The sequence below is a fragment of the Pseudomonas sp. AU12215 genome (genome assembly GCF_001675465.2).
GTDB classification, from domain to species: Bacteria; Pseudomonadota; Gammaproteobacteria; order Pseudomonadales; family Pseudomonadaceae; genus Pseudomonas; species Pseudomonas nitroreducens.
Window position 1 is genome coordinate 38,824 of sequence record NZ_MACM02000017.1, and the last position, 21,124, is coordinate 59,947.

Below are 21,124 nucleotides of genomic sequence, written 5' to 3' on the forward strand. Positions count from 1 at the left end.
TGAGTCTCGGAGGGATTACTTCAGGCGGCGCTCGACACCTTTTTCCACCAGGATCTTCGCGGAGATTTCCTCCACCGAGAAATGTGTGGAATTGATGTAGGCGATGTTCTCGCGGCGGAACAGGTTCTCCACCTCGCGAACTTCGAACTCGCACTGGGCGAAGCTGGCGTAGCGGCTGTTGGGCTTGCGTTCGTGGCGGATGGCGGTGAGTCGGTCCGGGTCGATGGTCAGGCCGAACAGCTTGTGCTTGTAGGGCTTGAGCGCATTGGGCAGCTGCAGGCGCTCCATGTCCTCTTCGGTCAGCGGGTAGTTGGCCGCACGGATGCCGTATTGCAGGGCCATATAGAGGCAGGTGGGCGTCTTGCCGCAACGCGAGACGCCGACCAGGATCAGGTCGGCCTTGTCGTAGTAGTGGGTGCGGGCGCCGTCGTCGTTGTCGAGGGCGAAGTTCACCGCATCGATCCGCTCCATGTAATGCGGGTTATGGCCGATGCTGTGGGATTTTCCGACGGAATACGACGAGTCTGAGGATAATTCTTGCTCGAGCGGGGACAAAAAGGTCGAGAAGATGTCAATCATGAAACCGTTGGATTGCGCCAAGACCGAACGGATCTCACGATTGACGATGGTATCGAAGATGATCGGTCTTGCCCCGTCCGCCTCCGCAGCTCGATTGATTTGCTGTACCATAACGCGCGCTTTTTCTTCGGTATCGATGTAAGGTCGCGTCAGTTTGGTGAAGTTGATGTTCTCGAACTGCGCCAGAAGGCTCTGGCCGAGGGTTTCGGCAGTGATGCCGGTGCCGTCGGAAATGAAGAATGCAGTTCGTTTCATGTGCGCTGCGGGCCTTATTAGGTAGGATCGAATCCTGGTTATGATAGGCCCCACGTTTGCAAGGCCCTTTGCCGGGGCATTCTCACCCATTTTTCCGGCTCCGGCCAGAAGGGTGGGGCCGCTCCGACTCGTATGACCTTTTCCAACACTTAGTGGAGAGATCACCTTGGTAGAGTACGTAGTTTCCCTCGATAAGCTCGGCGTCCACGATGTCGAACATGTGGGGGGCAAGAACGCATCCCTGGGCGAAATGATCAGCAACCTCGCCGGTGCCGGCGTTTCCGTACCGGGTGGCTTTGCCACTACCGCCCAGGCCTACCGTGACTTCCTCGAGCAGAGTGGCCTGAACGATCGCATCCACGCGGCGCTCGATGCCCTGGACGTGGATGACGTCAACGCCCTGGCCAAGACCGGCGCGCAGATCCGCCAGTGGGTGATGGACGCCGAGTTCCCCGAGCGCCTCGATGCTGAGATCCGCAAGGCCTTTGCCGAGATGGCCGGCAGCAATGACAACATGGCCGTTGCCGTGCGTTCCTCCGCCACCGCCGAAGACCTGCCGGATGCATCCTTCGCCGGCCAGCAGGAAACCTTCCTGAACATCCGCGGCGTGGACAACGTGATCCGCGCGGCCAAGGAAGTCTTTGCCTCCCTCTTCAACGACCGTGCCATCGCCTACCGTGTCCACCAGGGCTTCGACCACAAGCTGGTCGCCCTGTCCGCCGGCGTGCAGCGCATGGTTCGTTCGGAAACCGGCACCGCCGGGGTGATGTTCACCCTGGATACCGAATCCGGTTTCCGTGACGTGGTGTTCATCACTGGTGCCTACGGCCTCGGCGAGACCGTGGTGCAAGGCGCGGTGAACCCCGACGAGTTCTACGTCCACAAGCCGACCCTGGAAGCCGGCCGGCCGGCCATCCTGCGCCGCAACCTGGGCAGCAAGGCCATCAAGATGATCTACGGCGACGAAGCCAAGGCCGGTAAATCGGTCAAGGTGGTCGATGTGGAGAAGGCCGATCGCGCCCGCTTCGCCCTGTCCGACGCCGAAGTGACCGAACTGGCCAAGCAGGCCCTGATCATCGAGAAGCACTACGAGCGTCCGATGGACATTGAGTGGGCCAAGGACGGTGACGACGGCAAGCTGTACATCGTGCAGGCCCGTCCGGAAACCGTGAAGAGCCGTTCCAGCGCCAACGTGATGGAGCGCTACCTGCTCAAGGAAAAAGGCAAGGTCCTGGTCGAAGGCCGCGCCATCGGTCAGCGCATCGGCGCCGGTCCGGTGAAGGTGATCCACGACGTCTCGGAGATGGACAAGGTCCAGCCGGGCGACGTGCTGGTCTCCGACATGACCGACCCGGACTGGGAGCCCGTGATGAAGCGCGCCAGCGCCATTGTCACCAACCGTGGCGGCCGTACCTGCCACGCTGCGATCATCGCCCGTGAACTGGGTATTCCGGCTGTCGTCGGCTGCGGTAACGCCACCCAGGCGCTGAAGGATGGCCAGCGTGTGACCGTGTCCTGCGCGGAAGGCGATACCGGCCTGATCTACGAGGGCGAGCTGGGCTTTGACGTTCGTCAGAACTCGGTCGATGCCATGCCCGACCTGCCGTTCAAGATCATGATGAACGTCGGCAACCCCGATCGCGCCTTCGACTTCGCCCAGCTGCCGAACGAAGGCGTGGGCCTGGCTCGTCTGGAATTCATCATCAACCGCATGATCGGCGTGCACCCCAAGGCGCTGCTGAACTTCGCCAGCCTGCCTGCGGACATCAAGGAAAGCGTCGAGAAGCGCATCGCCGGTTACGACGATCCGGTCGGCTTCTACGTCGAGAAGCTGGTCGAGGGTGTCAGCACCCTGGCCGCTGCCTTCTGGCCGAAGAAAGTCATCGTGCGTCTGTCGGACTTCAAGTCCAACGAATACGCCAACCTGATCGGCGGCAAGCTCTACGAGCCGGAAGAAGAGAACCCGATGCTCGGCTTCCGTGGCGCCTCGCGCTACATCAGCGAATCCTTCCGTGACTGCTTCGAGCTCGAATGCCGTGCGATGAAGAAGGTCCGCAACGAAATGGGCCTGACCAACGTCGAGCTGATGGTGCCGTTCGTGCGCACCCTGGGCGAAGCCTCCCAGGTCGTCGATCTGCTGGCCACCAACGGTCTCAAGCGTGGTGAGAACGGCCTGCGCGTCATCATGATGTGCGAACTGCCGTCCAACGCCCTGCTGGCCGACGAGTTCCTCGAGTTCTTCGACGGCTTCTCCATCGGCTCCAACGACCTGACCCAGCTGACCCTGGGCCTGGACCGTGACTCGGGCATCGTTGCGCACCTGTTCGACGAGCGTAACCCGGCGGTGAAGAAGCTGCTGTCCAACGCCATCCAGGCGTGCAACCGCGCCGGCAAGTACATCGGCATCTGCGGCCAGGGCCCGTCGGACCATCCGGACCTCGCCAAGTGGCTGATGGAGCAGGGCATCGAGAGCGTGTCGCTGAACCCCGACTCGGTCCTCGATACCTGGTTCTTCCTCGCCGAAGGCCAGGCTTGACGTTTCCCTTACCATCCTGAGAAGGGCGGGTGATTTCACCCGCCCTTTTTTGTGCAATAGATTCCATGCAAAGCAGCAGTCAACTCTTTCCCGTCGCGCTCGTGAGCGCCGAACTGCGTGGCGACCTCACCGAGGACGTCTACCGCCTCAAGCCCAATAACAGCCCTGACTCCAGCGTCGAGCTGGCGGTCACCCGTCTCGGCCTTCCAGACGGGCGTCGAGGCGTACCGGTGATTCTGCTGCATGGCAGTTTCTCCAATCGGCGCTTCTGGTTCTCGCCCAAGGGCATCGGGCTGGGTGCCCACCTGGCGCGTGCCGGCTTCGACGTGTGGATCGCGGAAATGCGTGGCCACGGCCTGTCGCCGCGCAACGAGGACTACGACCGTAACCGGGTCGCCGACTACGCGCGCTTCGACCTGCCGGCCATCGCCAATTTCGTGGTCGAGCAGAGTGGCCAGGTGCCGCATTGGCTCGGCCACTCCCTGGGCGGCGTGACCCTCGCCGCCGCCCTGGGTGGTGGTTACCTGGGTGATCAGCAAGCGGCCAGTGCGGCGCTTTGCGGGAGCCAGGTCAGTCGCACCTACTGGCCGCTGAAGTTGCCCCCGGTGGCGTGGAGCGGGCGGTTCCTGCTCAAGCGCATGGGCGGCCTGTCCGGGGCCCGACTCAAGCGTGGGCCGGAGGACGAGCCGCTGGGCCTGGCGCTGGAGGCCCTGCACTGGTACAGCCTGTTCGGCCGTTTCGGCGAGAAGGGCAATGACTGGTGGGCCGGGCTGCAGAAAGTCTCCGTGCCGGTTCTGGCGGTCGGCTCCGATGGCGACATCCAGGACCCGGCCTGGGCCTGCCGCAAGCTACTGGAGCAGTTTGGCTCCGAGGTGCGTGAATATCTGCACCTGGGGCGTCGTCAAGGCTTCTCCGAGGATTTCGGCCACGTTGACATGCTGATCAGCAAGGGCGCCCAGCGCGAAGTCTGGCCACAGCTGCAGCATTGGCTGGAGCACGGTTGCCTGCCAGCGGGGCAGGGCGCTCTGGCGCAGGCTTGAGCTTGGCGTGGCAGGGAGTAGACTGTGACGCCATTGCGGCTTTCGGTCACATCCAGGCCTGAAACCCTGGCGGATTTCATCAAGAGGAGCGTCTCCATGCATTACGTCACCCCCGATCTGTGCGATGCCTACCCGGAGCTGGTCCAGGTCGTCGAGCCGATGTTCAGCAACTTCGGCGGGCGGGACTCCTTCGGTGGCGAGATTGTCACCATCAAGTGCTTCGAGGACAACTCGCTGGTCAAGGAGCAGGTCGAGAAGGATGGCAAGGGCAAGGTGCTCGTGGTGGATGGCGGCGGCTCGCTGCGTCGCGCGCTGCTGGGCGACATGCTCGCCGAGAAAGCCGCCAAGAGCGGCTGGGAAGGCATCGTGGTGTACGGCTGCATCCGTGACGTCGACGTGATCGCGCAGACCGATCTGGGCGTGCAGGCACTGGCCAGCCACCCGATGAAGACCGACAAGCGCGGCATCGGCGACCTGAACGTCGCCGTGACCTTCGGCGGCATCACCTTCCGCCCTGGCGAGTTCGTCTATGCCGACAACAACGGCATCATCGTTTCGCCTAAGGCGTTGAAAATGCCGGAATAATTCGAACCTTCCCACAAGGTTTCGAGTCAATGCCGGGAGCGGAAGCTTCCGGCATTTTTCATGGGGCTGCGTTCACACGATCTGGAGCGAGGGGAGAGGGCATGCAGCAGTACGAAAGCGGCACGGAGCGCGGGTTGATCGACGGCTTCGTGCTGGATGGCCATGGTGGCGGTCGGCGGATCACCCGTAGCGAATTGCCGCTGCTGGACCTCAAGCCCGAGGAAAGCCTCTGGGTGCACTGGGATCGCGGTGTGCCCGAAGCCCAGGCCTGGTTACGCGAGTCCAGCGGGCTGAACGAGTTCGCCTGCGACCTGCTGCTGGAGGAGGCGACACGACCGCGCCTGGTGGACCTGGGCGGCGAGCGCCTGCTGCTGTTCCTGCGCGGGGTGAACCTGAATCCCGGTGCGGTCCCGGAGGACATGGTCTCGCTGCGGGTCTATGCCGAGTCGCAACGCGTGATTTCCCTGCGCTTGCGTCCGCTCAAGGCCGTGGCTGACCTGCGCGCCGACCTGGATGCGGGGCGCGGCCCCAAGACCGCGTCGGAAGTCGTCCTCTACCTGGCCCATTACCTCACCGATCGCGTGGATACCCTGATCGGCGGCCTGGCCGACCAGCTTGACGCCATGGAAGAAGCCATCGAGGAGGACGAGCGCAGCATTCCCGATCAGCATCAGTTACGCACCCTGCGTCGACGTGCCGCAGGCCTGCGGCGATATCTCGCGCCCCAGCGGGAGATCTACTCGCAGATGGTCAAGTTCAAGCTGTCCTGGACGGTCGCCGACGACGCCGATTACTGGAACGAGTTGTACAACCGCCTGACCCGCAACCTGGAAGAGCTGGAGCTTGTCCGAGAGCGCATCAGCCTGATCCAGGAAGCCGAACATCGTCGAATTACCGAGCGAATGAACCGCACCATGTACCTGCTTGGTATCATCACCGGCTTTTTCCTGCCCATGAGCTTCGTGACCGGGCTTCTGGGCATCAACGTCGGTGGCATTCCGGGTGCGGATGCGCCGTATGGGTTCGTCGCCGCCTGCCTGTTGATCGGTGGTCTGGCGACATTCCAATGGTGGATCTTCCGCCGCCTGCGTTGGCTCTAGGTGTGACTTTCGAGGTGGTGGGGGCGTCAAGCACCTCACACAGGCGAGGTGCGTATGCACGACCCATTTGAAGAATCCTTGCGCGATCTGCTGCGAATGCCCCCGGAACAGCCGGGCGACGATTCGCGCCTGGACCGCGTGCTCAAGACCGCCAACCGCCAGGTGGGCGCGGGCGATCTGTTCAGCCTGATTGGGCACTGGTTCCAGGCCCTGTCCATCGGCGTGAGCCGTGGCGCCGCACACCTTGCACCCGTCTCGCGCCACGCGCAGAATTCCGCCCCTTCCGCTGACAAGGCCGACTGAACATGCAATTCGACATCTGGACGCAAAGCCTGCTCACCGCGATGAACACCCTGTGGGGCAAGCTGGCCGGGTTCATCCCGAACCTACTCGCCGCACTGGTGATCGTGCTGCTCGGCTTCGTCGTCGCCAAGCTGCTGGACGCGCTGCTTTCCAAGTTGCTCGCCAAGCTCGGCCTCGACCGCCTGATGGCAGGTACCGGCCTGACCAAGCTGCTGTCGCGCGCCGGGATTCAGGTGCCGGTTTCGACCCTGATCGGCAAGATCATCTACTGGTTCGTGCTGCTGGTGTTCCTCGTCTCTGCCGCGGAGTCCCTGGGCCTTCAGCGTGTCTCGGCGACCCTGGACATGCTCGCGCTGTACCTGCCCAAGGTGTTCGGCGCAGCACTGGTGCTGATCGTCGGCATCCTGCTCGCCCAACTGGCCAACAGCCTGGTGCGTGGCGCTGCCGATGGCGTCGGCCTCGAATACTCCAACGGCCTGGGTCGTGTCGCTCAGTGGCTGGTCATCATCATCAGCATCTCGGTCGCCATCGGCCAGCTCGAGGTGAAGACCGACCTGTTGAACTACATCATCGCCATCGTGCTGATCACCATCGGTCTGGCCGCTGCGCTGGCGCTGGGCTTGGGCAGTCGCGAAGTGGCGGGGCAGATTATCGCGGGGATCTACGTGCGTGAGCTGTATCAGGTCGGACAACAGGTGAAAGTGGCGGATGTCGAAGGCATCATCGAGGAAATTGGTACCATCAAGACTATTCTGCTGACAGACGAGGGTGAGCTGGTGTCGATCGCCAACCGCATCCTGCTCGATCAGCGTGTGACCAGTCGCTGAAGATGATGACCGATTGCCGGTCCGGCTTCCCGAAAGCCGCGCCGGACGCTGACTTGACCTGGCCCGACCCAACTTGAACAAGCCGCAATCATTGTCCGTGCGCTATGACCCGCGCCAGCTCACCGATGAGGAGCTGGTGGCGCGTTCTCACGAGGAGCTTTACCACGTGACGCGGGCCTACGAAGAGCTGATGCGCCGTTACCAGCGCACGCTGTTCAACGTCTGCGCGCGCTACCTGGGCAACGACCGGGACGCCGATGATGTGTGTCAAGAGGTCATGCTCAAGGTGTTGTATGGTCTGAAGAACTTCGAGGGCAAATCGAAGTTCAAGACCTGGCTGTACAGCATCACTTACAACGAGTGCATAACCCAGTATCGGAAGGAGCGGCGCAAACGCAGATTGCTCGATGCGCTGAGTCTGGATCCAGTCGAGGAGGCATCTGAAGAGAAGTCTCCGAAAGTCGAAGAACGGGGTGGGCTAGACCGCTGGCTAGTTCATGTCAATCCCATTGATCGGGAAATCCTAGTCCTTCGATTTGTAGCTGAACTGGAGTTCCAGGAGATCGCCGATATCATGCACATGGGGCTTAGCGCCACGAAAATGCGCTACAAGCGTGCACTCGATCGAATGAGAGAAAAGTTTTCCAATGTGACGGAATCTTAGTCGGGGAAATATTGTCTCTCTGTTTGGGAAGTTCTGATAAACTTGCCACCCAAGTTGTACGGCCTATGGTTGGACAACTTATTGACCACCAAGATGGGGATTTAACGGATGAAACTGAAGAACACCTTAGGCGTCGTAGTTGGCTCGCTGATCGCCACCGCCGCTGTCAACGCGTTCGCTCAAGGCCAGGGCGCCGTCGAAGTCGAAGCTTTCGGCAAGCGCTACTTCACCGACAGCACCCGCAACATGAAGAACGCCGACCTGTACGGCGGCTCGGTCGGCTACTTCCTGACCGACGACGTCGAGCTGGCTCTGTCCTACGGTGAGTACCACGACGTACGTGGCACCTACGAGACCGGCAACAAGAAGGTCCATGGCAACCTGAGCACTCTGGACGCCATCTACCACTTCGGCACTCCGGGTGCTGGCAACCTGCGTCCGTACGTTTCCGCCGGCGTTGGCCACCAGAGCCTGACCAACATCAACTCCGACAACGGTGGCCGTCAGAACCTGACCATGGTCATGATCGGTACCGGTCTGAAGTACTACTTCACCGAAAACTTCTACGCCAAAGCCAGCCTCGACGGTCAGTACGGCCTGGAGAAGCGTGACAACGGTCACCAGGGCGAGTGGATGGCAGGCCTGGGCGTTGGTATGAACTTCGGTGGCGGCGCCAAGCCGGCCCCGGCTCCCGAGCCGGTTGCTGAAGTCTGCTCCGACTCCGACAACGACGGCGTCTGCGACAACGTCGACAAGTGCCCGAACACCCCGGCCAACGTCACCGTTGACGCCAACGGCTGCCCGGCTGTGGCTGAAGTCGTTCGCGTTCAGCTGGACGTGAAGTTCGACTTCGACAAGTCCAAGGTTAAAGAGAACAGCTACGCTGACATCAAAAACCTGGCTGACTTCATGAAGCAGTACCCGTCCACCTCCACCACCGTTGAAGGCCACACCGACTCCGTCGGCACCGACGCCTACAACCAGAAACTGTCCGAGCGTCGTGCCAACGCCGTTCGTGACGTACTGGTCAACGAGTACGGTGTTGAAGGCGGCCGCGTAAACGCTGTTGGTTACGGTGAGTCCCGTCCGGTTGCTGACAACGCAACTGCCGAAGGCCGCGCTGTTAACCGCCGCGTAGAAGCCGAAGTAGAAGCCCAGGCCAAGCAGTAATCGGTCCGAGCTCCTGAGAAAAACCCGGCCTAGGCCGGGTTTTTCTTTGCCTGCAGGAAAGTGAGGCTCAGGCGCTACGGGCTAGTATTGCCTGCTGCGCAGCGGCTGCGACTTCGCCGACCACCAGGATTGCCGGGCTCTTCAGGGCGAAGTGCTGGGCGTCTTCCAGCATGTCGCCCAACTGGCTGCGGTATTCGCGTTGGGCGGGCAGGGATGCGTTCTCGATCATCGCCACTGGTGTGCAGGCAGCCATGCCGCCTTCGATCAGCCCGTCGCGGATTTCCGCCAGTTTCGCCACACCCATGTACACCACCAGGGTCGTCCCGCCTTCGGCCAGGGCTCGCCAATTCAGCGGACTATCGTCCTGGGTGTGGGCGGTCACCAGGGTCACTCCACGGCTGACGCCGCGTAGCGTCACGGAAATGCCGCATTGGGTAGCGGCTGCCAGTCCGGCGGTGATGCCATTGATCAGTTCGCATTCGATTCCCCTTGCCTTGAGCCAGTCTGCCTCTTCGCCGCCACGGCCAAAGATGCACGGGTCGCCGCCTTTCAGGCGCGCCACCCGGCGACCCTGCCTTGCGTAGCGCAGCATCAGGCGGTGGATGAAGTCCTGTGGTGTGGAGCGGCAGCCGCCGCGCTTGCCGACGGAAATTACCCGCGCGGACGAGCAGTGCTCCAGCACGGCGGGATTCACCAGGTCGTCGATCAGCACCACCTCGGCCTGGGCCATGGCGCGGACGGCCTTCAGGGTCAGCAGATCCGGGTCGCCGGGACCGGCGCCGATCAGCCAGACTTTTCCACTCATGTCGTTCTCCTCAGGCAGCCGTCTTCGCGGCTCGCTTCAGGCGGTCGCCGCCAGCGGCTTGCGGGCCAGCAGGCGCTTGATTTCCGGTACGCAGGAGCCGCAGGCGGTCCCGCACTTGAGTTCGCATTTGAGGCCTTCCAGGTCCAGGCCCTGGTCAATGCCGGCTTGTATGCGGCGTTGGCTGACGTTCAGGCAGTTGCACAATGTCTTATCCGCGGCCGCCCCAGCATTGCCAGGGGCGGCGCTGAGCGGGGCGAGCAGCCAGCGGCGCAGTTCTTGGTCGGCGCGGCCTTCTTTCCACAATTCGCGCAGCCAGGCGCGGGCGGCGGTTTCGCCGGCTAGGCGCAGCGAGACAATTCGCGATTGTTCGATACGCACGCGTTTGCCGACGGTGCGGCGCGGGTCGTCATAGGCCATGACCGGGCCGTCGGACAGGCCGAGCAGAGTATCGATGCGGGCCAGCCACTCCGCGCTGGGTGCCTCGACGTGCGCAGCGCGGATCACCAGTGCCGGTCGCTCGCGGCCGGTGGGGCTGAAGCTGGCGTAGCGCAGGTCTTCGAACAGCGGGCGCAAGGCATCGAAGCGCTTCTGCACCTCGCCTTCCACCAGGGCGAAGAACTGCCAGGGCAATTCGATTCGACTGACCTCGACCGTGGCGTGCTTCAGTTCGGGTTGGCGTGATAGCGGGTCCACGGCAGGCAGGGTCAGGACGTTGATGCCGAGCCCCTTGAGATAGCGGTCGCCCCAGTGCATGGGCAGGAAGGCCTGGCCGGGGCGCAAACGCTCGTCGGCCTGCACCGGCAGCACCAGTTCACCGCGGCGGCTGTGCAGACGGACCAGTTGGCCGTCGCTGATGCGCCGGCGGCGCAGTTCGTCCGGGTGCAGCCCGAGCACGGCTTCTTCGACGTGGCCGAACAGTTGCGGCGCTGTGCCGGTGCGGGTCATGCCGTGCCACTGATCGCGCAAGCGGCCAGTGTTGAGGATCAGCGGATAGCGCGCATCGCGCTTCTCCTTCGGTGCGCGATAGGGTTCGGCAATCAGCCGGGCGCGCCCATTGATGGTGGGGAACTGTCCGTCGCCATACAGGCGCTCGGTGCCGAGCAGCGCGCCGGGGCGGAAGGGCCACTGCTGCGGACCATGGGTGTCCAGCAGCGCGTAGTCGATGCCGGAGAGGTCTAGGTCGCGCTTACCGGTCAGCAGCTTGTATTCGTCGAATAGCGCGGACGGCGATGTGAAATCGAACAGGCTGGGCTCGCCGGGACGCAGGTGTTGCTCCAGGCGGCGGGCGAAATCGCAGACGATGCTCCAGTCCGCCCGGGCCTCACCGATGGCGGGAACGGCCGGGCGCACGTGGCTGATGCGGCGTTCGGAGTTGGTCACCGTGCCTTCCTTCTCGCCCCAACTGGCGGCCGGCAGCAGCAGGTCGGCGTACTGGCAGGTCTCGCTGGTGGTGAAGGCTTCCTGGACGATGATGAAGGGGCAGGCGGCCAGGGCTTCGCGCACGCGAGTCTGGTCCGGCAGTGATTGGGCCGGATTGGTGCAGGCGATCCACAGGGCCTTGATGCAGCCGTCGCGGACCGCATCGAAGAGTTCGATGGCGCTCAGGCCGGGATTTTCCGGGAGCTTTTCGACTCCCCAGTAAGCGGCGACTTCCGCGCGGTGTTCGGCGTTCGAGGCTTCGCGGTGTCCGGGCAACAGGTTGGACAGGCTGCCGGTTTCGCGGCCGCCCATGGCGTTGGGCTGGCCGGTGAGGGAGAAGGGGCCGGCGCCGGGGCGGCCGATTTGCCCGGTAGCCAGGTGCAGATTGATCAGCGCGCTGTTCTTGGCGCTGCCGGCGCTGGACTGGTTGAGCCCCATGCACCAGAGCGAGAGGAAGGCGGGCGCCTGGCCGATCCACTGCGCGGCACGTTGCAGGTCGCCCACGGCGATGCCGCAGATTTCCGCCACGGCCAGCGGGCCGTAGTCGCGCACCAGTGCTTTCAGCTCATCCAGACCCTCGGTGTGGGTGTCGATGAAGGCGCGGTCGATCCAGCCTTCCCAGAGCAGGATGTGCAGAATGCCGTGGAACAGCGCGACGTCGGTGCCGGGCAGGATCGCCAGGTGCAGATCGGCCGCCTCCGTGGTGTCGGTGATGCGCGGGTCGATGACGATCAGCTTCATTTCCGGGCGTCGCGCGCGGGCTTCTTCCAGGCGGCGGAACAGCACCGGGTGGGCGTAGGCCATGTTGCTGCCGGCGATCATCACGCAGTCGGCCAGTTCGATGTCCTCGTAGCTACAGGGCGGGGCGTCTGCGCCGAGGCTGCGCTTGTAGCCGACCACCGCCGAGGACATGCACAGGCGCGAGTTACTGTCGATGTTGTTGGTGCCGACCAGGGCGCGGGCCAGCTTGTTGAAGGCGTAGTAGTCCTCGGTGAGCAACTGGCCGGACACATAGAAGGCCACGCTATCCGGCCCGTACTCGCGGATGGTTTCGGCGAAAACGCCAGCGGCGTGTTCCAGCGCCGTATCCCAGTCTGTTCGGCTACGAGCCAGGCCCTTGCCCAGGCGCAGCTCGGGGAACTGCGCGCGGGCATCTTCATCGCCGGTGAGGTGCAGGGTCGAGCCTTTGCTGCACAGGCGGCCGAAGTTGGCTGGATGCTGTGGGTCGCCCTGTACGCCCAGGATGCGCTCGTCGTCGTGTTCGATCAGTACGCCGCAACCTACGCCGCAGTAACAGCAGGTGGATGCGGTGGTGCGACGGTTGTTGGTCATGGCGCAGCCTCGCTCTGAATCAGAAGCACGGGAAATCACGCGCAGTGGGCGAGGTCGCCGCGCAGGGCCAGCAGCACGCGGCCATCCTCGACCTTCGCCTCGTGGCGATGGGCGCAGCCCTGGTCGGGAGCCACGGCTTCACCGCTGGCCAGCTCTATCTGCCAGTTGTGCAGGGGGCAGGCCACGCGCTTGCCGTAGATCAGTCCCTGGGACAAAGGGCCGCCCTTGTGCGGGCAGCGGTCATCGAGGGCGAAGACTTCGTCGTCAGAGGTGCGGAAGATCGCGATGTCGCCCTGGGGGCCGGCGATGACGCGCGAGCCCAGCGGGTTGATGTCGTCCAGGGCGCAGATGTCGAACCAGTTCATGGGGTGTCTCCGGCAATCGGGTAGTAAGGGCCCCGATGGTGGGGCCCGGCGGGCACTCAGGCGGGCTCCAGCTGCTTTAGCGGAATCCGCTCGAATTCCTTCTTCAGCGGTTGCTGGGCGATGCGCTCCTGCCACGGGTCCTGCTCCAGCGACAGGGAGAATTGCAGGCGTGCATTGAGCGCCTGGCGGTTCTCCGCGTCGTCGAGCACGGCCTTCCTGATGTGCTGCATGCCGACCCGTTGCAGGTAGTGCACGGTGCGCTCGAGGTAGAAGGCTTCCTCGCGGTAGAGTTGGAGGAAGGCGCCGCTGTACTCGCGCACCTCGTCGGCGGTCTTGAGCTTGACGAAGAACTCCGCCACCTCGGTCTTGATTCCGCCGTTGCCGCCGATGTACAGCTCCCAGCCCGAATCCACGCCGATGATGCCGATGTCCTTGATACCGGCTTCGGCGCAGTTGCGCGGGCAGCCGGAGACCGCCAGCTTGACCTTGTGCGGCGACCACATGTTGAACAGGTCGTGCTCCAGGTCGATGCCCAACTGGGTCGAATTCTGCGTGCCGAAGCGGCAGAACTCGCTGCCCACGCAGGTCTTCACGGTGCGGATGGATTTGCCGTAGGCATGGCCGGAGGGCATGTCCAACTCCTTCCAGATTGCCGGCAGGTCATCCTTTTTGATGCCCAGCAGGTCGATGCGCTGGCCGCCAGTAACCTTGAGCATGGGCACCTGGTACTTGTCGGCGACGTCGGCGATGCGCCGCAGTTCGGCGGCATTGGTGACGCCGCCCCACATGCGCGGGACCACCGAGTAGGTGCCGTCCTTCTGGATGTTGGCGTGGGCGCGTTCGTTGATCAGGCGCGACTGCGGGTCATCCTTCGCCTCGCCTGGCCAGGTGGAGATCAGGTAGTAGTTGAGTGCCGGGCGGCAGGTGGCGCAGCCGTCCGGAGTGCGCCACTCCATGAAGCGCATGGCGCTGCCCAGGCTGATCAGGTGATGGTCGCGGATCGCCTGGCGTACCTGGCCGTGGTTGAGGTCGCTGCAGCCGCAGATGGCTTTCTCGCTCTTGGGCTTCACGTCCGCCGCGCCGCCCACGGTACTGATGAGGATCTGTTCGACCAGCCCTGCGCAGGAGCCGCAGGAACTGGCGGCCTTGGTGTGCTTCTTCACCTCGTCGACGCTGAACAGGCCGTTCTCCTGGATCGCCTTGACGATGGTGCCTTTGCACACGCCGTTGCAGCCGCAGACTTCGGCGCTGTCGGGCATGCTCGCCGCGCTGCTTTGGCCCTGGTGGCCGACGTCGCCCAGACTGCTTTCGCCGAACATCAGGTGGTCGCGGATCTGCGCGACGTTGTGGTTCTCGCGGATCTGCCGGAAGTACCAGCCGCCGTCGGCGGTATCGCCGTAGAGGCAGGCGCCGACCAGCACGTCGTCCTTGATCACCAGTTTCTTGTACACGCCGCCGATGGGGTCGGAGAGGGTGATGGTCTCGGTGCCTTCGCCGCCCATGAATTCACCGGCGGAGAACAGGTCGATGCCGGTGACCTTGAGCTTGGTGGAGGTCACCGAGCCCTGGTAGCGGGCGAAACCGAGCATGGCCAGGTGGTTGGCGCAGACCTTGGCCTGCTCGAACAACGGCGCCACCAGGCCGTAGGCGATGCCGCGGTGGCTGGCGCATTCGCCCAGGGCGTAGATGCGCGGGTCGTAGGTCTGCAGGGTGTCGTTCACCAGGATGCCGCGGTTGCAGGGCAGGCCGGTCTTTTCCGCCAGTTCGGTGTTGGGGCGGATGCCGGCAGCCATCACCACCAGGTCGGCGGCGATCACTTCGCCGTCCTTGAAGCGGATGGCGCAGACGCGGCCGCTGCCGTCGTCGATCAGCTCTTCGGTGTGGGTGTTCAGGCGGAAGTGGATGCCGCGCGATTCCAGCGCTTCCTGCAGCAGCTTGCCGGCGGTGCGGTCCAGCTGGCGCTCCAGCAGCCAGTCGGAGAGGTGCACCACGGTGACGTCCATGCCGCGTTGCTTGAGGCCGTTGGCCGCCTCCAGGCCGAGCAGGCCGCCGCCGATGACCACCGCGTGGCTACGGGTGCCGGCGGTGTCGATCATGGTCTGGGTGTCGGCGATGTCGCGGTAGCCGATCACGCCCTGCAGGCGGCTGCCCGGCACCGGCAGGATGAAGGGGTTGGAGCCGGTGGCGATCAGCAGGCGGTCGTACTCGGCCTCGGTGCCATCTTCGGCGTACACCTTGCGACGATGGCGGTCGATGCGGGTGACCTTGCGGTTGAGCAGCAGGCGGATGCCGTTCTCGCTGTACCAGTTGAGGTCGTTGAGGACGATGTCCTCGAAGGCCTGCTCGCCGGCCAGCACGGGGGAGAGCAGGATGCGGTTGTAGTTGGGGTGGGGCTCGGCGCCGAACACGGTGATGTCGTAGAGGGCGGGCGCGATCTTCAGCAGTTCTTCGAGGGTGCGTACGCCGGCCATGCCGTTGCCGATCAGTACGAGCTTGAGCTTTTTCATGTCAGGGCTCCGCGTCACGGAAAAATCACGGAAAACAAAAAAGGCGTCCCGCCGGTTACCCAGCGAGGACGCCTTTGTCCAAGTCCCGTTCGATCGGGAAGTGCGAGCCTCTTCGTTGAGGGACGCGCTTTTGTAGATTGTTGAAACGGTTATTGCAGGGGCTGTGCCAACTTGCTCGATCTCCGGTTTCCGGGGCTTTCAGGTAGATCGCCCGGAGAATCGTCGTTTTTGCTGCACTGCGGTGATGCGTTCTGGGCCGAACTGGTGCGCCCTTAGCCCTGGTGCAACAACCAGAGCAGCAACCCCAGGTTGATCGCCAGGGAGGCGAGGGCAACGCCGCGCCAGACTCTCAGCGGCTCGCGCTCCAGCAGGGGGCGCGGACGCGCTGGTGCCTGCCGTTCGCCTTGTTCCAGGGCGAGCAGGCATTCCTCGGCGGTCTCGAAGCGCTGCTGCGGCTGGGCGGCGGTCAGCTTTGCCAGCCAGTCGTCGAGCCAGGCTGGTATATCCGGGCGATAGCGGCTGGCCGGTGCGGGCGTGCCGAAACGCGGATGCTGGAAGGCTTCGATCTCGCCATAGGGATATTGGCCGCAGAACAGTCGATACAGCGTGACACCGGCGGCGTAGAGGTCCTGGCGCGCATCCGGCGGCGCGCCCTGGAAGGATTCCGGCGCCAGGTAGCTCGGGGTGCCGGGCAGGTCGTGCGGGTCTTCCTGCGACAATCCGGGGCAGTAGGCGAGGCCGAAGTCCAGCAGGCGCAGTTCGCCGTCGTCGGCCCAATGCAGGTTTTCCGGCTTGATGTCGCGGTGCAGGATGTTGCGCCTGTGCAGTTGGCCCAGGCCACGTAGCAGGCGCTGGGCGAGGTCGAGCCAGTCGGGCAGGTTCAGCAGGCCGTTGCGTTTCAGGTGCTCGTCCAGCGTCTGCCCCGGATACTCACGCATCACGTAATAGAGGTGCTGGCGCTGCGGCAGGCTGTGCAGTTCGGGGAAGTAGCGGCCTTGCACGCGACGCAGAAACCATTCCTCCAGCAGCAGCGACTGGGCGGCTTCCGGAGAATCGCGCAGCGCTGGCGGCAAGGTCTTGAGCAGCCAGGGACGATTCTGCCGGTCGCGCACGCGGTAGATCAGCGACTGGCGGGACTGGGCCAGCTTGCCTTCGACCTGCCAGCCCTCGAATTCCTGGCCGTCTCTGAGCGAGGGCGACGCTGGCCAGAGGACGAGTTGGGCAAGGGCGTCGCCGAGGCCCGCGGGCGGCAGTTCGTCCACCTGCAGCAGCAGGGCGCTGGCGTTGTCCTGGCTGCCGGCCAGGTGGGCGGCGCTGACCAGTGCGTCGACGCAGGCTTGCAGGCTCTGTGCGTCCTCCAGCAGGCGCTGGATGGCACTGTCGCCCAGGGCGGCCCAGATGCCGTCGCTGACCAGCAGGAAGCGTTGCCCGGCTTCCAGTTCTCCGTCGCGGTAGTCCACCACCAGGTGTTGGTCCAGGCCCAGTGCGCGCTTGAGCACGTGTTGCATGCCGGGTTGTTCCCAGACGTGATCCTGGGTCAGGCAATCCAGAACGCCTGCGTGCCAGCGGTACAGGCGGCAATCGCCGACATGGGCAAGGGTGAATCGCCGGCCCCGCAGGACCAGCGCGGTGAGGGTGGTGAGCAGCGGCTGGCCGCCGCCGTTGGCCTGCAGCCAGCGGTTCTGCGAGATCAGCAGGCGGTCGAGGGCCTGGGCGACGGCCCAGGTCTCGGGAGTGGCGTAGTAGTCGGCGGCCAGCGCCTGCAGGGTCAGGCGCGCGGCCAGGCCGCCGTCGGCGCACTGGCTGACGCCGTCGGCGATGGCGAACAGGTGCCCCTTGCTGGCGGCCAGTCCGGCGGGCGGGGTGACCACCCGCAGGGCGTCCTGGTTCTCGGCGCGCGGGCCGGTGGCGCTGGCCTGGGCGAAGCTCAGGCGCAGCTCATTGCAGGAGCGAGCTTGTGACCCACAGGGAAGTGGGGAATGCCGAATATTGTCGGGAACAGAGTCGGCCTCGCGAACGCCTTCCTCGGTGACCTCCGCAGCAAGCGGTTCGCGAGCTAGCTCGCTCCTACAAGGGCGCATCGTTCAGACCCGCGCCGCGGTAACGGCCGCGCTGCCCCAGGTGGTGCGCCAGCGAGCCTTCACCGCGTGCAGGCCGAACCAGGCCAGTACGCCGAGGCTGGCGAACAGCCAGAGGCCGATCTGGTAGTCACCGGTAGCCTGCTTGATCGCACCCAGGCCGGCCGTCAGGCAGAAGCCGCCGATGCCGCCGGCCATGCCGATCAGACCGGTCATCACGCCGATGGTCTGGCGGAAGCGTTGCGGCACCAGCTGGAATACCGCTCCGTTGCCCGCGCCCAGGCTGAGCATGGCCACCACGAAGAGGCTGAGCGCGGCCACTGCGCTGGGCAGGTGGAAGCCCACGGCGGCGATGCAGATAGCGGCGACGGTGTACATCACCAGCAGGCTGCGGATGCCGCCGATGCGATCGGCCAGGGCACCGCCCAGCGGGCGCATCAGGCTGCCGGCGAAGACGCAGGCGGCGGTGTAGTAGCCGGCTTTCACCGGGTCGAGGCCGTACTGGTCGTGGAAGTAACCGGGCAGGGTGCTGGCCAGGCCGAGGAAGCCGCCGAAGGTCACACTGTAGAAGAACATGAACCACCAGCTGTCACGGTCGCCCAGGGCCTTCAGGTAATCCGCCAGAGACTTGACCGGCGGCCGCTCCGGGGCGTTGCGGGCGAGCAGGGCGAACACCAGCAGGGTGGCCAGTAGCGGGATCAGCGCGAAGCCGAAAACGTTCTGCCAGCCGAAGGCGGCAGCGATGGCCGGGGCGAACAGGGCCGTCAGCACCGTGCCGGAGTTGCCCGCGCCGGCGATGCCCATGGCCTTGCCCTGGTGCTGTGGCGGGTACCACTGCGAGGCCAGTGGCAGCGCCACGGCGAACGAGGCGCCGGCCATGCCCAGCAGCACACCGAGGATCATCGCCTGCTCCAGGCTGTGGATGCCCAGCTGCCAGGCGCCGAACAGCGCGCAGATGACGATGATCTGACCGAGGATGCCCGCGGCCTTGGGTGACCAGCGATCGGCCAGCAGGCCCATCAGGAAGCGCAGGATGGCGCCGGAGAGGATTGGCGTGGCGACCATCAGCGCACGCTGTTGGGTGGTCAGTTGCAGGTCGGTGGCGATCTGCACGGCCAGCGGGCCGAGGACGTACCAGACCATGAAGCTCAGGTCGAAATACAGGAAGGCGGCGAAGAGGGTCGGCGCATGGCCGGCTTTCCAGAAACTCGTGTTCATCGAACACCTCATCAGCAACGGTTGAGGGCTCCGGTCAGGCGCTCACGTGGCAGCCGCCGGGCTCGGGAAAGGTCCTGCTGAGCCCCTGCGCCGGGGCAAACGAAAAAGGCGTCGCTCCACCCACCGCAAGCTGCGGGTGTGGATGCGACGCCTTTGTCGTAGGTTGGGTAATCGCCGTTGACTACCGCCGCCCTTTACTGAGCAAGGTGCGGGCCAAGGTGACAGAACCCCGACGGATCAGGGCGATGCCGGACGAGGTGGGATCAGCAATGATCCAACGTGGGGCGCTCCGATGGATGGCGCGCGCCCTGCTGGAGCGTCAGGCGATCCAGTTGACGTTGGGGAAGGTGTCGCGGAATGCCGTCGGTATCTCCACGACCTTGCCGATCTTGTAGTCGAAGAACACGAAGCCGGACTTGGCCATCGCCACCAGGGTTCCGTCGGCCGGGCGGGTGATGCGGAAGATGATGTCGCCGCCGTACTTGTTGAAATCCATGACGCCGACCTCGAACAGCAACTGGTCGCGGGCGTGGGCTTCGGCGCGGTAGGTGGTGGCGAGGTCGGTGACGATGATGCCGGTCTCGCGGATGCCGTAGTCGAACAGGAAGCGCGCGCGGGCCTCGGAGATCATCGAGATCATCGAGTCGTTGCCCAGGTGGTTGGCGCCGTTGATGTCGGTGACGCGGACGGTGAGCTTGGTGCTGTAGATGAACAGTTCTTCGGGGAATTCCAGTTTCAGGCGGGCCATGGCGATCTCGGTGACAAGGCGGCGGGTAGTGCGGATGTGCCGCGCATTCTACGCGCAGTCCGCTGCTCCCGCGCCTCATCAGGCCACTGAATGGCGGGTCAGCGATGCGCCATGTTCAGGTGGAAGACGGTCACCCGCGCACCCTCGCCGCTGTTGCCGTAGTTGTCGTTGATATAGGCCCCGGCCTTGAAGTAGAGCAGTTGCTTGGACCAGGTGGTGCTGAGGATCTTGCGGTAGTAGTTGGCGCGGCCGTCGGAGGTTTCCACGCGAATGGCCAGGTTGCCCACCGAGGTGACGCGCAGGCTGTAGTTGAAGGCCTGATCCAGCGCGATGTTGTCGATCAGCGGCACATTGATGCTGGCCCTGTCGTCGGGGTGGTTGCGTACCAGGGCTTCGAGTCGCCCGCTCGCCAAGGTTGGCAGATAGTGGTACTGCAGCTTGACCAGTGGTTCGCCATCACCGGTATAGGGCGAGCGGCTGTGGATCTGGCCGATGATGATCTTGTTCTTCGATGGCACCTGCTGGACGCTCATGGTCACGCGCAGCTCGTTGTCGCCCTGGTTGTAGTACCAGTTGGCGACTTCGCCGGCGGTGGTTGTCTCGCGCAGTTCACTGCGGGGATAGACGCTGTCGGAGGTGTGCGAGCCGGTGACGGGCACCCAGAACACCAGCTGGTTGCCGTCTCTCTTGAAGTAGCGGCTCTGGTAGCCCCTGGCGATCTGCTCGGTGGTGACTTCGGTGGGGCGTGGGTCGGTGGGAACGCTGAGGTTCCAGGTGCTGAGGTCGATCATGGGCTTGCCCTTGCTGAGCCGCGTGTGCGGCGAGGTCGGGTGGGCGCCGAGGTGCCTAGCCGGCGGCGGCCACTGCGATGCGCCATCGAACCCTGCCGATGACGCTCCGGGGGCCCGGTCTCGAGCCGGGCGGGCGCAGCATAGGATGTTGCCGGGAGGGCAGGGGCCAGCTTGGCGGCTGGCGAAATGATCGCGCCGTGCCGTCGCTGGCAGATGGCCGGTCTCAGTGCCCGAGCATTTCATGCATCGCGATGATCTGTTCCGCCACCTGCGACAGCTTCTGCTGTCGGCCCATGGCCTGACGGCGCATCAGGGTGTAGGCCTCCGCCTCGGCGCAGCCCTTCATTTTCATCAGCAGTCCCTTGGCCAGCTCGATGCGCTTGCGCTCCGCCAGTTGCTGCTCGCGGGCCTGTAGTTGGGCGCGCAGGGCCTGGTCGCTCTCGAAGCGGGCCATGGCGACGTCGAGGATCGGCTGCAGGCGCTGGGCCTGGATGCCCTCGACTATGTAGGCGCTGACCCCGGAGCGGATGGCCTGACGCATCACCTGCGGGTCGTGCTCGTCGGTGAACATGACGATGGGGCGTGGCTGGTCGCGGCTGACCAGCACCACCTGCTCCATCACGTCGCGGCCGGGGGATTCGGTGTCGATGAGGATCACATCGGGGCGCAGGGCTTCCACCCGCTGCGCGAGATCGACCGTGAGGCCGGATTCGTCGATCACTTCGAAGCCGCACTCCACCAGGGCAGCCCTGAGGCGCCCGACCTTCTTCGGGGTGTCGTTGATCAGCAGAACGCGCAGCAT

At 64.5% G+C, this 21,124-nt stretch carries 18 protein-coding genes; 8 read left to right on the forward strand and 10 right to left on the reverse strand.

The genetic code is table 11. The features are described from left to right. Positions 1–15: 15 nt before the first annotated feature. Positions 16–834 carry a pyruvate, water dikinase regulatory protein gene (locus A9513_RS05220; protein ID WP_017516884.1) on the reverse strand — a complete coding sequence of 273 codons (819 nt, stop codon included), beginning with the start codon at positions 832–834 and terminating at the stop codon, positions 16–18. Positions 835–1,000: 166 nt separating this feature from the next. On the opposite strand from A9513_RS05220, the gene ppsA reads away from it, so the two are divergent. The 8 genes from ppsA (at position 1,001) to A9513_RS05260 (ending at position 9,059) form a co-directional block, all read left to right on the forward strand. Then, a complete protein-coding gene (ppsA, locus tag A9513_RS05225; protein WP_038803688.1) occupies positions 1,001–3,370 on the forward strand; it encodes a phosphoenolpyruvate synthase in 2,370 nt (789 codons plus the stop codon). Positions 3,371–3,435: 65 nt separating this feature from the next. Further along, positions 3,436–4,410, forward strand: a complete 975-nt coding sequence (locus A9513_RS05230; RefSeq protein ID WP_065084149.1) for an alpha/beta fold hydrolase — start codon at positions 3,436–3,438, stop codon at positions 4,408–4,410. A gap of 96 nt (positions 4,411–4,506) precedes the next feature. Then, a complete protein-coding gene (rraA, locus tag A9513_RS05235) occupies positions 4,507–4,995 on the forward strand; it encodes a ribonuclease E activity regulator RraA (protein WP_024765711.1) in 489 nt (162 codons plus the stop codon). 101 nt (positions 4,996–5,096) lie between these two features. Further along, positions 5,097–6,095, forward strand: coding sequence for a zinc transporter ZntB (locus A9513_RS05240; protein ID WP_024765712.1), 999 nt, complete (start codon positions 5,097–5,099; stop codon positions 6,093–6,095). Between the two features lie 54 nt (positions 6,096–6,149). Continuing rightward, the gene (locus A9513_RS05245) at positions 6,150–6,398 is read left to right on the forward strand and encodes a hypothetical protein (protein ID WP_037010426.1); all 249 of its coding nucleotides are present in this window, start codon (positions 6,150–6,152) and stop codon (positions 6,396–6,398) included. A 2-nt stretch (positions 6,399–6,400) separates the two neighbouring features. Then, the gene (locus A9513_RS05250) at positions 6,401–7,225 is read left to right on the forward strand and encodes a mechanosensitive ion channel domain-containing protein (RefSeq protein WP_024765714.1); all 825 of its coding nucleotides are present in this window, start codon (positions 6,401–6,403) and stop codon (positions 7,223–7,225) included. A 73-nt stretch (positions 7,226–7,298) separates the two neighbouring features. Further along, positions 7,299–7,889: an RNA polymerase sigma factor SigX gene (sigX, locus tag A9513_RS05255; RefSeq protein WP_065084150.1), complete on the forward strand. Its 591-nt coding sequence runs from the start codon at positions 7,299–7,301 to the stop codon at positions 7,887–7,889. Between the two features lie 108 nt (positions 7,890–7,997). After that, entirely contained in the window at positions 7,998–9,059 is a 1,062-nt protein-coding gene (locus tag A9513_RS05260) for an OmpA family protein (protein ID WP_065084151.1), read from the forward strand. 67 nt (positions 9,060–9,126) lie between these two features. Here A9513_RS05260 and cobA read toward each other — a convergent pair whose 3' ends face one another. The 9 genes from cobA to A9513_RS05305 all read right to left on the reverse strand — a co-directional run bounded on the left by cobA (position 9,127) and on the right by A9513_RS05305 (position 21,124). Continuing rightward, a complete protein-coding gene (cobA, locus tag A9513_RS05265) occupies positions 9,127–9,864 on the reverse strand; it encodes a uroporphyrinogen-III C-methyltransferase (RefSeq protein WP_065084152.1) in 738 nt (245 codons plus the stop codon). A 36-nt stretch (positions 9,865–9,900) separates the two neighbouring features. Next, on the reverse strand, positions 9,901–12,615 hold the full coding sequence (locus tag A9513_RS05270) for a nitrate reductase (RefSeq protein ID WP_065084153.1): 2,715 nt from the start codon (positions 12,613–12,615) through the stop codon (positions 9,901–9,903). Positions 12,616–12,650: 35 nt separating this feature from the next. Continuing rightward, positions 12,651–12,980: a nitrite reductase small subunit NirD gene (gene nirD / locus A9513_RS05275; RefSeq protein ID WP_024765718.1), complete on the reverse strand. Its 330-nt coding sequence runs from the start codon at positions 12,978–12,980 to the stop codon at positions 12,651–12,653. 56 nt (positions 12,981–13,036) lie between these two features. Then, a complete protein-coding gene (gene nirB / locus A9513_RS05280; protein ID WP_065084154.1) occupies positions 13,037–15,487 on the reverse strand; it encodes a nitrite reductase large subunit NirB in 2,451 nt (816 codons plus the stop codon). 272 nt (positions 15,488–15,759) lie between these two features. Continuing rightward, positions 15,760–17,568, reverse strand: coding sequence for a bifunctional protein-serine/threonine kinase/phosphatase (locus tag A9513_RS05285; protein ID WP_255302821.1), 1,809 nt, complete (start codon positions 17,566–17,568; stop codon positions 15,760–15,762). A 3-nt stretch (positions 17,569–17,571) separates the two neighbouring features. Further along, the gene (locus tag A9513_RS05290; protein ID WP_038803691.1) at positions 17,572–18,783 is read right to left on the reverse strand and encodes a NarK/NasA family nitrate transporter; all 1,212 of its coding nucleotides are present in this window, start codon (positions 18,781–18,783) and stop codon (positions 17,572–17,574) included. 319 nt (positions 18,784–19,102) lie between these two features. Continuing rightward, complete coding sequence (locus A9513_RS05295) at positions 19,103–19,531, reverse strand: thioesterase family protein (protein ID WP_024765720.1); 429 nt, start codon at positions 19,529–19,531, stop codon at positions 19,103–19,105. A gap of 98 nt (positions 19,532–19,629) precedes the next feature. Beyond that, on the reverse strand, positions 19,630–20,322 hold the full coding sequence (locus A9513_RS05300) for a polysaccharide lyase family 7 protein (protein WP_065084155.1): 693 nt from the start codon (positions 20,320–20,322) through the stop codon (positions 19,630–19,632). A 223-nt stretch (positions 20,323–20,545) separates the two neighbouring features. After that, positions 20,546–21,124 (reverse strand): ANTAR domain-containing response regulator, encoded by a 579-nt coding sequence (locus tag A9513_RS05305; protein WP_037010417.1) that lies wholly within the window; start codon positions 21,122–21,124, stop codon positions 20,546–20,548.